Below are 13,806 nucleotides of genomic sequence, written 5' to 3'. Positions count from 1 at the left end.
CATGTCGCTGTTCGAACGCTGGCTCACCCTCTGGGTGGCGCTCTGCATCGTGGTCGGGATCGCGCTCGGCTACGCCGCGCCCGGGCTCTTCCAGGCGATCGGGAGCCTCGAGGTCGCGAGCGTGAACCTGCCCGTCGCGGAGCTGATCTGGCTGATGATCATCCCCATGCTGGTCAAGGTCGACTTCGGCGCACTCGGCCAGGTCGCGGCTCACTGGCGAGGCGTGTCAGTGACGCTGTTCGTCAACTGGGCGGTCAAGCCGTTCTCGATGGCGCTGCTCGGATGGCTGTTCATCGGCTGGCTGTTCCGGCCCTGGCTCCCTGCCGACCAGATCGACAGCTACATCGCCGGGCTGATCCTGCTCGCCGCGGCGCCCTGCACCGCGATGGTCTTCGTGTGGTCGAACCTGACCAAGGGAGACCCGCTGTTCACGCTCTCCCAAGTCGCGGTCAACGACGCGATCATGATCGTGGCCTTTGCGCCGCTCGTCGGCCTGCTGCTCGGCCTGTCGGCGATCACCGTGCCGTGGAGCACGCTGGTCCTCTCGGTCGGCCTCTACATCGTCGTGCCAGTGATCGCGGCGCAGGTGCTGCGGAGTCAGGTTCTGGCTTCCGGCGGACAAGGCGCGCTCGACCGTCTGCTGGCGAGGATCCAGCCGCTCTCGCTCGCCGCGCTGCTCGCGACGCTGGTGCTGCTGTTCGCCTTCCAGGGCGAGCAGATCGTGGCCCAGCCTCTCGTCATCGCGCTGCTCGCCGTGCCGATCCTCATCCAGGTCTACTTCAACTCCGGCCTCGCCTACCTGCTGAACCGCGCCACGGGCGAGGCCCATTGCGTGGCCGGACCGTCGGCGCTGATCGGGGCCTCGAACTTCTTCGAGCTCGCGGTCGCCGCGGCCATCAGCCTGTTCGGCTTCAAGTCCGGCGCGGCGCTCGCGACCGTGGTCGGGGTGCTGATCGAGGTGCCCGTGATGCTCTCGGTCGTCTGGATCGTGAACCGCCCAAAACCCTGGTACGAGGCCCGCGGCGTGCGCGCGGCCGCCCCCGAACCCCGATCCTGAGGAGGCCGCGATGACCGAGGCCGTCACCATCTGGCACAACCCCGACTGCGGCACGTCCCGCAACACGCTCGCGATGATCCGGGCGGCCGGGATCGAGCCGACCGTGGTGGAGTATCTGAAGGCGCCGCCGACGCGCGGGGAGCTTGCGAAGGCGATCGCCGACGCCGGGCTCAGCCCGCGCGAGGCCGCACGGGAGAAGGGAACGCCATTCGCGGAGCTTGGGCTCAGCGATCCGTCAGTCACCGGCGACGCGATCCTCGACGCGATGCTGGCCCACCCGATCCTGATCAACCGCCCGTTCGTGTTCACGTCCCGCGGCGTGCGGCTGTGCCGTCCGTCCGAGGTCGTGCTGGATATCCTGCCCGCATCGCTGCTGGACGGCTTCACCAAGGAGGACGGCGAGATCGTGAAGGCGGGACGCGCGTCGTGAGCGATCTGCCGAGCCTCGACGAGGGCAGCTTCCAGCCGACCGATTTCTCCCGGCTCCACGGCCCACGCTCGACCCACCCGCCGCGCGTCCTGCTGCTCTACGGCTCGCTCCGGCCCGTCTCCTACAGCCGCCTGCTGACGCTTGAGGCCGAGCGCCTGCTGAAGCGTCTCGGCTGCGAGACGCGCGTCTACGACCCCGCGGGCCTGCCGCTGCCTGACGATGCGCCCGCCGACCATCCGAAGGTGCAGGAGCTACGCGAGCTGTCGACGTGGTCCGAGGCGCAGGTCTGGACGAGCCCGGAGCGCCACGGCGCCATGACGGGCGTGATGAAGTCCCAGATCGACTGGATCCCGCTCGCCGTCGGTTCGGTGCGGCCGACGCAAGGCCGTGTGCTTGCGGTCATGCAGGTCTCCGGCGGCTCGCAGTCGTTCAACGCCGTCAACCAGATGCGCGTGCTCGGGCGCTGGATGAGGATGATCACGATCCCCAACCAGTCCTCGGTCGCGAAAGCCTTCCAGGAGTTCGGCGAGGACGGCCGGATGAAGCCGTCGGCCTATTACGACCGCGTGGTCGACGTGATGGAGGAACTGGTGAAGTTCACGCTCCTCACCCGCGACGTGTCCGACCACCTGACCGACCGCTACAGCGAGCGGAAGGAGAGCGCCACTGCGCTCGAGGCGAGGGTGAACCTCAAGCAGGCCGTCTGAGTCGTGGACACGGCGTCGGTGCCGCCCGGCGGCAGGATTGCGGTCCCGCTGCTCGGGATCGGCCAGATCGTATCCTGGGGCTCGAGCTTCTACCTGCTCGCAGTGCTGGCGGCGCCGATCTCGGCCGACACCGGATGGCCGCTCGCCTGGGTGGTCGGCGGCGGGTCCATCGGCCTGCTCTGCTCAGGCATCGCCTCGCCTTTCGTGGGCCGCATGATCGACGGTTTCGGCGGGCGGCAGACCATGGCGGCCGGCTCCCTGCTGATGGGAGCGGGCCTTGCCGCGGTCGGATCGTCGACTGGGCTCGCGACCTATCTGCTCGGCTGGGCGGTGCTTGGCTTCGGCATGGGCGCGGGGCTCTACGACGCGGCGTTCTCGACGCTCGGCCGGATCTTCGGGGCGTCGGCGCGGCGCGCCATCACCAACCTCACCCTGTTCGGCGGCTTCGCCAGCACCGTCTGCTGGCCGATGTCGGCGCTCGCCGTCGAGCACGTCGGCTGGCGCGGCGCCTGCTTCGCCTACGCGGCCGTTCAGGTGCTGGTCATGGCTCCGGCGCTGTTCTTCCTCCTGCCGCGGGAGGCGCGCAAGCTCCCGGCTCCGGCTAACCGCGCCGGCGCCGGCGCGACGATCGCCAGCAAGCGCCGGACCTTCCTACTGCTGGCCGGGATCCTGATAGCGAACGGAGCGGTCCAAACATCGATCTCGGTCCATCTCCTGACGATTCTGCAGGGACAGGGCATGTCGCTCGCAGCCGCCGTCGCCATCGGTGCGCTCATCGGTCCGTCACAGGTCGGCGCCCGCGTGGTCGAGATGATGGTCGGCGATCGCCTACATCCGACGGCGACGCTGCTCTACGCTGGCGCGCTGGTCGCCGTCGGCGTGTTGCTGCTCGCGCTCGACGCCGGACCCGCGGCGGTCGCGGTCGTGCTCTACGCCGCGGGCAACGGAGTGTGGTCGATCGCCCGCGGCACCGTCCCGCTCGCGCTGTTCGGACCAGAACGGTACCCGGTCGTGATGGGACGGCTCGCGGCGCCGAACCTGGTGGTGCAGGCGTTGGCACCGTTCGTGGTGGGGCTCAGCGTCACGTCCGTTGGCGCGACGGGCACACTGGCCGCCCTTGCGGTCGTAGCTACCGTCAATGTCGCCTTCACAGCAGTGCTGTCATCATGGAACCGATGAGCAGACCGAAGCCTGCACCCGTGCTAACCGCAGGCTGCGATCCATCGCGGATGGCCAAGACCGTATCGAAACCGCGAGATAAAGCGCTCGAGCGACGCCGTGGACGCGTCGGTCGTCAGCCATACCGTCGTCCGGCGACACGACTCTCGGCTGGCCCAGCTGTTCGTCACCAGCTTCGTTTCGCTCTGCAAGCCGACCTCGTCGCAATGAGAAGATCCATGGGGAGGCATCCGGCATTGCGCCAGTCACATAGCAACTCGTGCGTCGGCCCAACGAAAAACGCCGACCCCGTTATTGCTCCACGCCGCGCAGCTCGACGCCGGCGATCCTGCATCCAGCGCGGGACATAACGGTCGATATTGAGCCCTCGATCAAAGGGCCCATCTTCGAGACCGGGTTGAGCCGAGCCAGCTCTTCGATCGTGTCGCCTTCAGAGATGTACCGCGCCTGTCCTTTTGCGCAGTCGATCTCACGCTTGGCGAACGAGACGCCAGATGGCCCCTCGCGCCGTGACGACATCTGGATGAGATTTGGGCCTACTTTGCGGACGTCTAGGACGAAGTAGTGGGCCTTGGCGTCGCTCGGGACAGACACCTGTGCCGGCTGGCCAGCGAAAGCGATTTCGCCTGAAACGTTCACCATCAATATCACTCCGAAAGACATGAGCCACTTTGGCAACTTTGAGCCCTCGTCGAGTCGTAAATATATCTTATCAAGCCTCTCCCGGATACGCTGGCGTTTTGCTCACCTCAACTTCCGTCTTCCAACCCGCGCCTTCGTCTTTCCTGGACCCCGTCAGGACGATCGCCAGCTCATCATCCGGTAGCGGTCGCTGCAGCGCCTTGGCTTCGATCCAGTCCGCCCGCAGCCAGACGTCGACCTCCTCCGACGTCGTCAGGATCACGGGCATGGCTTTCGGATGCACGGGCGCGACGACGGCGTTGGGCTCGGTCGTCAGGAACCCGAAGAGGTCCGTGGTGACCTCGCCCTCGCGGGCCTTTCGGACGCTGGTCCAGGTCGTCCAGATGCCGGCGAACACAGCCAACGGCCGGCTCTCGTTCAAAGCGAACCACGTCACTTCCTTGGTTCGCACATCGTATTCCGAGAACGAGGTGAAGGGCACGACGCAGCGGTTTTGCGGGCCGAGCCATCTCGTCCAGTGACGGCTTGCGATGTTCCTGATGTTGGTTGTCCCACCATCGGGTTCGACCTTTAAAAGCGCGTTGAAGTCGACGGCCTTGCCCTTGCCCCGCAGCTTCTCAGCCCGTTTCGTGGCGGCGTCGAGCAGAGCTTTCTGCGAGCTCGGCATGCCCCATCGCGCGAGAGCGAGCTCTCGCTCGCCGGCGGTCACACGAACGATCGGTGCCGGGTAGTCCGGAAAGATCCCGGGCATCGGAGGCAGGTTGCCGGAGCGGTCGATCATGGCGCGCGTTAGCTCGCGGATCGCAGCCTGGCCTTTGGTGAGGCTATAGAGGTTGCACATACGCCGGACTATACCGGCGCCGCGGCGTCGGCATAGAGGACCACCATGACCTGGTACGGCGCTGACCCCGGCGGCATCAACGCATTCGGCCTCGCCGCCCTGGAGGGTGACGGGTCTTTCAGGACGTGGATCTGCTCGTCGGTCGACGGCGCTATGAGCCACATCGTCGAACCCGCTGGTTTGGGAATCGACTGTCCCTTGTGGTGGTCTTCCGGCGAAGGCGGTGGTCGGGTCGCGGACCGGTGGATCCGGAGAACATACAACATCGCGTCCGGAACCGTTCAGTCCGTCAACAGCCTTAAAGGCGCTGTGGTCGTTCAAGGCATCATGCTGGCGATGATGGCGCGGAAGTCGTTTCCCACATTGCCAATCACCGAGTCGCACCCGAAAGCCCTTCTCAAAGCTCTCGACCTTCGCAATTGGGACGACATCGCGTCGACGTTCGGCCTGGACGGACCTCAGCCTCGAACCGAACATGAGCGAGATGCGCTGCTTGGGTCCGTCGCAGCCCGTGAAGGGGCGTTGGGGCGATGGACAACCGATCTATCGCTGAGCCTTGGACCGAGCGAAATCGACCCGAAGGACATCTGGTTCGGCGAGCTCCACTATTGGTGGCCCGATAAGAACTGAGGTCGGTCTGGCGATCCGCTCACCCTGTCCGCGCTGCTGGCAGCTCGTCCACCCGCGTCGTGTAGCGCGGCGACCTCATCTCGAATTTCGTCTGCCAGGCCTTTCTGATCCCAACTGCCGCCGACGTGACGGAGCCGCGGCCGTGCTTGGCGTTTACGGCGTCGATCGCCGCCATCATTCGAGCTGCCTTCTCGCGGTCTCGGCCGCCGATCAGAGCAGCCGGAACGTTTTCGGCTCGCACGAGGTCGTCCAGGATCACGCCGGCCTTCGCGAGCTTCGCGCCTGGCCGCCAGAGTCGCTGCGCTCCGCGCGACGCGGCCGCAATCAACACCAGGCTGTCGCTCGACGCCTCGATCATCCCTTCGGTCATGGAAGCCGAGAACGGGGCATCGCCGTTGAACAAGTTGGAATGGGCGAACACTGTGAGATGCGACGCCGCAAGGCCATGACGCCTCAGCTTCTCGCCGGCGCGGAAGGCATAGGCCGAGACGGCCTCAAGCAAGGCGTCGAGCGTTGTGACCGGCCGGCCGAAGCTGCGCGTGACCGCGATCCCCTTGCGCTGGGGCGTCACCATCTCGAGATCGAGGCAAGCCATGCCGCGGAGTTCGTGGATGATGCGTTCGCCAACGACTGTGAGCGGTTTTCGCGCGAGCTTTGGATCCAGCCGCGTCAGGTCGCCTGCGGTGTTGACGCCGAGGGCTGCGAGCTTCGCCGTCGACGCGCGGCCGACGCCCCAGACATCCTCGACAGGGAAGCGATCCAGCCGTATTGCCCGTTCGACCGGATCCGACAGGTCGCAGACGCCGGCGAGATCAAGCTCTTTCTTCGCGATGGCGTTGGCGACCTTGGCGAGGGTCTTCGTCGGTCCGATGCCGACGCAGGTCGGCACCCCAGTCCACTTTCTCACCGTCGAGCGCAGATCCTGCGCCAACTCCCGCCGATCAGCCGGGGCGTAGCCCGACAGATCGAGGAAGCTCTCGTCGATGGAGTAGATCTCCACGTCCGTCGCGAACTGGTCATAGACCGCGTTCATCCGCCGGCTCATATCGCCGTAGAGGGTGTAGTTCGAGCTGTAGACCGCCACTCGCCCGGCCCGACAGAGATCTCGAATTTTGAAATATGGGTCGCCCATCTTGATGCCGAGCGCCTTGGCCTCAGACGTCCGGGCGACGGCGCAGCCGTCATTGTTCGACAGCACGATGACCGGTCGATGGGCGATCCCAGGATCAAAGACGCGCTCGCACGAGCAGTAGAAGCTGTTGCCGTCGATCAGGGCGAAGGCCTTGGGCGTCATCGCCGGATCGCTCGCAGCCGATGCAGATTCCAGGTGACCACGCCCCAGATCTCGACGTCGACAAGATCAGGGAGCTCGTAGACCGGCATGCGGCTGTTGGCGAATGCGAGATTGGGCCGCGCGCCCAGGGTCAGTCGCTTCAGCGATCGCTCGCCGTCGACGATCGCCACCACGACGTCGCCATCCCGGGGTTCAAGACTGCGGTCCACCACGAGAATGTCGCGGTCGAAAATCCCGACGCCGGTCATGCTGGCGCCGTCGACCCGCCAGAGGAACGTGGCCGGTGCGTTGGTGATCAGCAGCCGCGCGACGTCGACCGCGTCCTCGAGGAAATCGTCCGCCGGCGATGGGAAGCCGGCGCAGATCGCATGCGCGAACATCGGAACAAGCAGCTCGTCCCCAAGCACCACACCCTTAGGGTTGCGGACGATCATGAGGTGAGCCGCCGCAGCGATCGGCCGGTCCTGAAGACGCTCGTGCCGGATCCTGCTCGATTGGCCGGCGCCATGCCGATCATTCTGAAAACGTGGTTCGAGAGAAGAATCACGTTCGGCGGCGCCGAGCCGGACGGCCGATTTCCCCACGGAATTTCATTGCTCCTCGCCATCCAACCCTCCTTCGCTTCAGGAAGGGATTTCACGAGAACAAAAATAGAACAAGCGTATTTGCGCAAACGCTATGGGTGCCTCCTGGAACGACTGACGTCGTTCCAGGAGGCTGGCAGTCAGTTCATCCAGCCCCCCACGCTGGAGGCGCGGTGGCAGGTGAGCCAGTCGAAGACCAGTCCGGCCGTCAGATCTCCCTCGGCGGCGCAGCGCCACAGCGCGATCAAGATGACGTCGTGGAACGGGACCAAAGCATCCTCGCCGATCAGCACAACCCGGATAGCCAAGTTTATCGCGCACGACGCATCGCCTCGCGCCGCCCTTGCCCATCGAGGCTCGGCTCGAAGGTCCACGGCCTCAAGCATCTCGACCAACCCGAGACGATGGCGCTCGTCGAAGGAAAGCGGCTCTCGCCACGACGGACGGGGCGATGAAGCTTGGGCGGCCCGCGCAACCGCGGACTTGCGCGTCTTCGTCGAAGCCTTCGTCGACGAGCTCACCTCAAAATCTCCGCATTGCTGAAAGTGTGTTTGCGAAGGCCGACCAATGGAATTCAGTTGTTTCGCATGCATACAAAGGCGCAACTTCGGCCTTCAGCTGATCTGGAAGATCTTCGTGTTTCGGATAGTTTTTGTGCGGCCTCCACAAGTCAGCGAGCTTGTAAACAATACTGGTCTGCAAAATCAGGACGGCGCGCTCGGGCGTGTGGACGGCAGCACATAGGGATGCGAGATCCAACTTCCTGAAGCCGTAGAACATCTCGCCCGGCGCCGTCACGACGATCCAGTGGCGGTCGTTCAGTTCGAGATTTTCCGAAATGACGCCCCACAGTTCCGGCGCGAGCCTGTTTCTGGCTTCGCAGATGACGTTGTCTCGACCTTTCGGTCCCTTGCCCGCAGCGACGCAGATCGCGCGGGTCAACGTGTCGCGCAGCTCTTTGCCCCCGTCGTGCAACCGCCGCTCGCGCGCGGTGACGGGAACCGGTTCAAGTCTGTCATTGGCCATTGACGAATCCCCCGCGCTTCAGCGGTCGCGTGCGTCATGCGCACCAAGATTCGTCACATCTCGAAAGAGATGCACGGAGACAGGCCGTCTATACCGCCAAACCAGTCGACGACCCACTATACGGGACAAAAGTGCCGCCATACGGACGGGCTGTCAATATCGTCGAGTCGTTCCAATCAGCCGGCTTTATAGATCGCTCCGCATTTACACGGCCGCCCTGCGCCCGCATTCCGCGTCAACCGATCCAAGATCGTCTATAAACTATCAAATCCTTTGCAATAAGGGATTTAGCCATGGTCCTATCCATAAACGAAGTGCTTGCGTCCAAGAATTACTCGATCCGAGCCTTATCCGCTAATTCCTGATAAGCGATCTTTGATCTGCTGGAGATAGGTGACACGCCCCAGCGCGACCTCCGATTGACCCGCCCGATCGCTCTGGTCTAAAAGACCATCTTACGGGTCAAACCAATCGAGTTATGGCCTGTCCACGCGCTCCTGCTTGAGCTGCGATCTCCCGAGCGTCGGTTCGACGCCGCCGGACTTCGCTATGATCAGGCGCCGACCGACCTCACCTGCCGCCAGACTGAAACGGCGCCTGCGCCCCAAGCGCCCGGCGTCGTTGAAGATTTCAGCACGGCATGTCCGGCGGACCGAACGCACGGATGACGACGACGATCTCGAATACCTCGATGCGATCCCGGAGTATGGCGCGGGAACGCCGCGCATCTTGCTCGCAAAAGCCGTTCTTGCCGCCGCCATCCCGTCAGAGGTCAAGAAGGCGTTCAAGGCTCGTCTGCCGATCATCGTTCTCGTCGACGCCCCCACCGTCGTCTGGACGGAAGCGATCGCCGCGCAGGCTTCCGTGCTATTTCCCGGCGTCCGGGTCATCTCGGCGACCAAGCCCCCCGCGCGAGGCACGACGCCGGACTGCCCGCCGCCGACTTCGCCGATCTTGGCCGTCACCCCCAATAGATCATGGCTGTCGCCAGCCGCCGTAGCGGCTGCCGATTTCAGCTTTCGTCTGGAGGTGCGACCAGCCTCCGTCGCTCAGGCAATCGCGAGCTTTTGCGGCCGGAAAAGTTGTCAGGTCACTGCTTCGGACTACGCGAGCCTCGATCTCACAGACCTCGCATTCGCAATGCGGCCGAACTCTACGCCCGAAGAATGCGTGGAACGCATGCATCGCGCGATCCGCAGTCGAGCAAGCGCAACGCCAACGGATCGAACCGCCGAACTGTCGCAACTGGCCGGTTTTGGGGAAGCGGCGCAAAGTATGCGGCTGATCGCGCTGGATTTCGTCAGCCAAAGAGAGATCGGCGGCAATATCGTTCTGCCCAACATCTTGCTTTACGGTCCTCCGGGAACCGGAAAGACGACACTCGCCAGATCGTTCGCGCGCACAGTCAACGCCCCGTTGATACAGACGTCGGTCGCCGAATGGTTCACTTCGTCTGCAGGACATCTTGGCGACGTAGCATCCGCGGCGCAACGTTTCTTTGAACAGGCCACGGCTTTGGCTCCGTCAGTCGCTTTGATCGATGAAATCGACGCGATTCCGAACCGCGAGACCATGGACGATCGCGACAGAAGCTGGTGGACGCCCATCATCACCGGACTTCTCGTGCAAATTGATCAGCTTCGCGCCCGGTCCCGCGGCGTGGTGCTGATCGCCGCCACCAACCACAAGAGCAAGCTCGACAGCGCTCTCATTCGGCCGGGACGTTTCGATCTGCACATCCAGATCCGCGGACCCCAGACCGAAAAGGAGATCGAGGGTGTGTTTCGCCACTACCTCGGCGACGACCTTGTCGACGACGACCTCACTGCGGCGATCCGGCTGGCCGGCAAACCGACTGGAGCGATCATCGAAGCTTGGGTCAGCCGGGCCCGGGACGAAGCGAGACGCGATCAACGCATCCTCTCGTTTTCGGATCTCGTTGCGATCATCGCTCCCGCCGACAAACGTTCGCCTCAGGAAATCGAGGAGGTGGCGCTGCACGAGGCCGCGCACGCGGTGGTCGCCTGCGCCTTGGGACTGGAGGTCATTTCGGCGTCGATCATCGACACGGAAACGTCCGGAGGGGTCACGGAGCTTGGCCATGGAAGCTCGATCTTTTCCAGGCGCGAGCTCGAATGCCGGGCGGTCGCGATCCTCGCCGGTCGCGCCTGCGACGAGCGTCTGTCCCGCGGTCCAACGTCAGGCGCGGCGAGCGACCTTTGGAAATCGACGGCGCTCGTCCTCGACATTCATTCACGTCTCGGACTGGGCGACACTCTCGTATCGCGCGAGTCGATCGACGCCGCACATCTGAGCCTAGATCCACATCTTCGCTCGATGGTCGAACAGGATCTTCGGCGACTCATGAACGAGGCGAGGGATCATGTCGAACGGCTCGAGCAGCCGATCCGCGCGCTGGCGGCCCGGCTCGTTCGACATCGCGTCGTCTTGGCCAACGAGATCCACGGCTGTCTTGGCGGCGGCTTCGGCGAACGGTCATCCGTCTCACCGTCGGAGACGGCCCCATGACAGACGAGAAGACGAGACAGACGTTATGTGGCGCGTTGAGATCGCTTCGAAAAGTCGCTGAGGGAGCGTCTCCGGACCTGCGCGACGCACCAGAGCTACGAGACTGGCTGATTGTGTCCGCCGAAGACGGCGTCGCGCTGATCGGGCGGGTGACGGGTCATCCGACCGTGGAAGACGATCGACTGGTCTACACCAGCGCCTTGATCGCCATGTCAGCCGACCAAAGCTGGGCGCGCACCCTGAACCGCTTCTACCGCCTCAGAGGACCCAGCCGCCTGCCACGCTGAAACTCAGCGCCCTGTTTGAGATTCATCAACTCCAACCCGGCCTGGTTTGAGGTCTGCGAACCGTCTCAATATAGAGCGCTTGCGGGGTGGGTCCGAAAGATCACACCTGTCGCTCTGACCTGCAAATCGGGTCGAGCTGCTTACAGGGATGGTCTCCACTCGCCGTGGTGGAGACCATCGATCCCAACGACTTCAGAGCCCTGCTCGCCCACAACATCCGGCGATTGCGAGCCGCGCGCGGCTGGTCGCAAGAAAAGCTCGCGCTCGAAGCCAACATCGCACGCTCGTTTATCGGCGACGTCGAGCGCCAAGGCAGCATGCCGCGCGAACCAGCGATTCACGCGGATCGCGCTCTCGTCATCGGTTGCGGGCCGCACCTCTTCGGTGTCGAGCCAAGCCAGATCCCCCGCGGGCTCGCCGACCTTCCGCTTTCGGAAAAAGAGAAGGTCGACCACGACATCGGTGCCGGCGGCAGCGTGGAAGCTGCCTTCGGGCAAACGGATAGCCGCGACGAGGTCGGCTGATCCGCCGATGTGCTGACGTGCTGAAGAATCCGTCTTGTCCATCGTGCCATGCGAGGTGGCGAAGGCGGCGAGCGCGCCGGGCTTCAGCAAGTCGATGGCGCGTGCGATGAAATAGTCGTGCAGACGCAGTCCCAGCGAACGATATGCCCGGTCCGATCGGACGGTGCGGTCGGAGAAGGGTGGATTGCCGACGGCGAGGTCGAAGGCAGTCGGAAGCTGCGTGCGTGCGAAATCGCCGTTGACGATACGGGCCCTCGGCTGCAGCAGGCGCACGATGCGGGCCGTGACGGGATCGATTTCGATCCCGGTGATATACGACGCGTCGCGCAGACCGTCCGGCATCAATGCCGGAAAGAGCCCTGTGCCGATGCCGGGCTCGAGCACGCGGCCGCCGCGCCAGCCGAGTCGCTGTAATCCCGTCCAGATCGCCCGCACGATCAGTTCCGGGGTGAAATGGGCGTACTGGGTGCAGCGCGCGAGCGAGGCATAGTCGAGTTCGCCGACGGCATCCTCGAGTGAGGCGCCGAGCTCCTCCCAGCCTTCACGGAAATCGTTCTCGCCGGGACGGCGAAAAACGCCGTTCGCAAGATCGGAGGCACCGAAGCCGGTGAAAAGGATCAGGCGCTCCTGCTCCTCGCGCGTGGCCGGGCGTTGATCCGCCTCGATTTCGGAAGCAAGCCGAATGGCGGCAACGTTGTCGCGCGCACGATCCTTCCATGTCGTCGCCAGCCTTCGATCGCCGGCGAGGTGAAAGTTCGTGCCGCGCGTGGAGCGAGGCGGCTGCGGGGCTCGTGCCGCCGCCACGGAGGGAAGCGCAGGAGCGGGCGTCGAGGAATCCGGTTCGTCGTCGTCAGGCGTGAACGTGCCGCCAAACGCCGTCACGCCAAGGCCGAGGCCCGACGCGAGCGCGGTGTTGCCGAATAGGTCGAGGGTGAAAGGATCGTCTTGCGCCATCGTGATGTCTCCTTGTGATGAAGGCGCGCGGCATCGACCTGCCGGCGAATACCGGCGGGAGCGATGGTCGCGGAAGGTTGCGGAAACGGGCTGCGGGGCCCCGGGGGTGTCAGCGGCGGATCGGTGTGATCGACATGCCGTCGTCAGTCATTGCGATCGTGAGATGCGTGGCTGCGGGAGCCGCAGCGATCAGTTTCACGAGCATTTCGGCGTCGAGAAACTCGATGCCGTCATCGCCGCCGAAATACTGACGCTTGTAGTGCCAGTAATCGGGGTTCGTCTTCGGGTCGCATTCCTCGGCGTAGATGACGAGCGAATGCTTCTGCCCCTCGGCAAGCTTGCCGTTGGACATGATGTAGACGCCCTCGTCGCCCACCAGCCAGACGCCGGGCTTCTCGTCCTTGCCGGGGGCAAGGCCGTAATGCGGGTTGCGGAAGCCGCCATTCAGGAAGGCGTCGATGCGCCCGCGCGTGATCACGGCGCGTACCGCCGTCACGGAGAAGGTGAATATGACCGCCTCCCTCATGCGGCGAGCGCGTCGGGCAGGTGGCGCAGCTGCACCGGCAGCTTCGCGGCGATCTCCACGTCCGTGAGCCGGTCAAGCAGGCGGAAATCCCGGCTTCGATCCGCGCCGTAGACGATGATGGTGCGCTTGCCGCGGTCCACGCGGGGAAAGCGCCAATCGGCATAGCTGCGATAGGGGTCGTGGGTGCTCGACCAGATGTGCTCGAGGCGCTCCTCGCGCGTCATCGCCCGGACGGGCCTGGACTCACGTTCCACGATTGCGGCTCGCATCCACTCCGGCGATTGCCGGTCGGTGAGGTCGCAATAGCCGTGGAAATAGCGGACGCGCTCGTCGATCTTCAGCTCGAAGAAGACGCTCGTGACGCTGCCGGTGAGGAATTCGCGCATGGCGAACATATCGCCGGGCATCCACAGCGGCGGGAGGACCTCGAACATGTAGGTGTGCTCGACCTGACCGATCTCGAACCACTCACCAGAATAGAGTGCGGTCGCGTCGCCGTGCGTGCGGTTCGGCCGCTGCGCATGGCGATCGAACATGCGAAACATCTGCCGGCGGTCGGCGGCGCCTTGATAGACCTTGCGGATCGAAGAGGGGAT

15 protein-coding genes and 2 pseudogenes are annotated in these 13,806 nt (G+C 64.5%); 9 read left to right on the top strand and 8 right to left on the bottom strand.

Features of this window, described 5'->3' with window-relative positions; all coding sequences use genetic code 11:
- The first annotated feature begins 1 nt into the window (after position 1).
- From arsB to EK403_RS15460, 4 genes are read left to right on the top strand one after another with little or no spacing between them, the layout of a single operon-like run.
- Entirely contained in the window at positions 2-1,057 is a 1,056-nt protein-coding gene (gene arsB, locus EK403_RS15475; RefSeq protein WP_128778363.1) for an ACR3 family arsenite efflux transporter, read from the top strand.
- Between the two features lie 10 nt (positions 1,058-1,067).
- Positions 1,068-1,487 (top strand): arsenate reductase (glutaredoxin), encoded by a 420-nt coding sequence (arsC, locus tag EK403_RS15470; protein WP_128778362.1) that lies wholly within the window; start codon positions 1,068-1,070, stop codon positions 1,485-1,487.
- Between the two features lie 5 nt (positions 1,488-1,492).
- Positions 1,493-2,194: an arsenical resistance protein ArsH gene (gene arsH / locus EK403_RS15465; RefSeq protein ID WP_423269982.1), complete on the top strand. Its 702-nt coding sequence runs from the start codon at positions 1,493-1,495 to the stop codon at positions 2,192-2,194.
- A 3-nt stretch (positions 2,195-2,197) separates the two neighbouring features.
- The gene (locus EK403_RS15460; protein WP_245479726.1) at positions 2,198-3,373 is read left to right on the top strand and encodes an MFS transporter; all 1,176 of its coding nucleotides are present in this window, start codon (positions 2,198-2,200) and stop codon (positions 3,371-3,373) included.
- Between the two features lie 291 nt (positions 3,374-3,664).
- Here the strand turns inward: EK403_RS15460 and EK403_RS15455 are convergent, their stop codons facing one another.
- Positions 3,665-4,015 (bottom strand): hypothetical protein, encoded by a 351-nt coding sequence (locus EK403_RS15455; RefSeq protein ID WP_128778360.1) that lies wholly within the window; start codon positions 4,013-4,015, stop codon positions 3,665-3,667.
- 70 nt (positions 4,016-4,085) lie between these two features.
- Positions 4,086-4,856, bottom strand: coding sequence for an SOS response-associated peptidase (locus tag EK403_RS15450; RefSeq protein ID WP_128778359.1), 771 nt, complete (start codon positions 4,854-4,856; stop codon positions 4,086-4,088).
- 45 nt (positions 4,857-4,901) lie between these two features.
- Between EK403_RS15450 and EK403_RS15445 the strand changes: the two genes are divergently transcribed.
- Positions 4,902-5,486 (top strand): DUF429 domain-containing protein, encoded by a 585-nt coding sequence (locus EK403_RS15445; RefSeq protein WP_128778358.1) that lies wholly within the window; start codon positions 4,902-4,904, stop codon positions 5,484-5,486.
- 19 nt (positions 5,487-5,505) lie between these two features.
- On the opposite strand, the gene EK403_RS15440 is transcribed toward EK403_RS15445, so the two are convergent.
- Together EK403_RS15440 and EK403_RS15435 are read right to left on the bottom strand one after the other, a co-directional pair.
- The gene (locus EK403_RS15440; RefSeq protein WP_128778357.1) at positions 5,506-6,780 is read right to left on the bottom strand and encodes a Y-family DNA polymerase; all 1,275 of its coding nucleotides are present in this window, start codon (positions 6,778-6,780) and stop codon (positions 5,506-5,508) included.
- Positions 6,777-7,214 (bottom strand): LexA family protein, encoded by a 438-nt coding sequence (locus EK403_RS15435; RefSeq protein ID WP_128778356.1) that lies wholly within the window; start codon positions 7,212-7,214, stop codon positions 6,777-6,779. The genes EK403_RS15440 and EK403_RS15435 overlap by 4 nt, the downstream gene beginning before the upstream one ends.
- A gap of 3 nt (positions 7,215-7,217) precedes the next feature.
- Between EK403_RS15435 and EK403_RS15430 the strand changes: the two genes are divergently transcribed.
- On the top strand, positions 7,218-7,907 hold the full coding sequence (locus EK403_RS15430; protein WP_128778355.1) for a hypothetical protein: 690 nt from the start codon (positions 7,218-7,220) through the stop codon (positions 7,905-7,907).
- On the opposite strand, the gene EK403_RS15425 is transcribed toward EK403_RS15430, so the two are convergent.
- A complete protein-coding gene (locus EK403_RS15425; protein WP_128778354.1) occupies positions 7,887-8,390 on the bottom strand; it encodes a hypothetical protein in 504 nt (167 codons plus the stop codon). The two genes, EK403_RS15430 and EK403_RS15425, sit on opposite strands and share 21 nt — an antisense overlap.
- A gap of 621 nt (positions 8,391-9,011) precedes the next feature.
- On the opposite strand from EK403_RS15425, the gene EK403_RS15420 reads away from it, so the two are divergent.
- The 3 genes and pseudogenes from EK403_RS15420 to EK403_RS23740 all read left to right on the top strand — a co-directional run.
- Complete coding sequence (locus EK403_RS15420; protein WP_164919620.1) at positions 9,012-10,919, top strand: AAA family ATPase; 1,908 nt, start codon at positions 9,012-9,014, stop codon at positions 10,917-10,919.
- Positions 10,916-11,206 carry a DUF6634 family protein gene (locus EK403_RS15415; RefSeq protein WP_128778352.1) on the top strand — a complete coding sequence of 97 codons (291 nt, stop codon included), beginning with the start codon at positions 10,916-10,918 and terminating at the stop codon, positions 11,204-11,206. The genes EK403_RS15420 and EK403_RS15415 overlap by 4 nt, the downstream gene beginning before the upstream one ends.
- Before the next feature lie 86 nt (positions 11,207-11,292).
- Positions 11,293-11,481, top strand: a pseudogene (locus tag EK403_RS23740) (hypothetical protein); the annotation flags it as partial.
- 27 nt (positions 11,482-11,508) lie between these two features.
- Here the strand turns inward: EK403_RS23740 and EK403_RS23310 are convergent.
- The 3 genes and pseudogenes from EK403_RS23310 to EK403_RS15400 all read right to left on the bottom strand — a co-directional run.
- Positions 11,509-12,684: pseudogene (locus tag EK403_RS23310) on the bottom strand (lactate dehydrogenase); the annotation flags it as partial.
- Positions 12,685-12,793: 109 nt separating this feature from the next.
- The gene (locus EK403_RS15405) at positions 12,794-13,195 is read right to left on the bottom strand and encodes a DUF3085 domain-containing protein (protein WP_128778437.1); all 402 of its coding nucleotides are present in this window, start codon (positions 13,193-13,195) and stop codon (positions 12,794-12,796) included.
- 11 nt (positions 13,196-13,206) lie between these two features.
- Positions 13,207-13,806: a DUF1419 domain-containing protein gene (locus tag EK403_RS15400; protein WP_128778438.1), complete on the bottom strand. Its 600-nt coding sequence runs from the start codon at positions 13,804-13,806 to the stop codon at positions 13,207-13,209.

The organism is Hansschlegelia zhihuaiae (genome assembly GCF_004103825.1).
GTDB lineage: Bacteria > Pseudomonadota > Alphaproteobacteria > Rhizobiales > Methylopilaceae > Methylopila > Methylopila zhihuaiae.
This window is presented reverse-complemented; position numbering and strand designations above follow the sequence as displayed.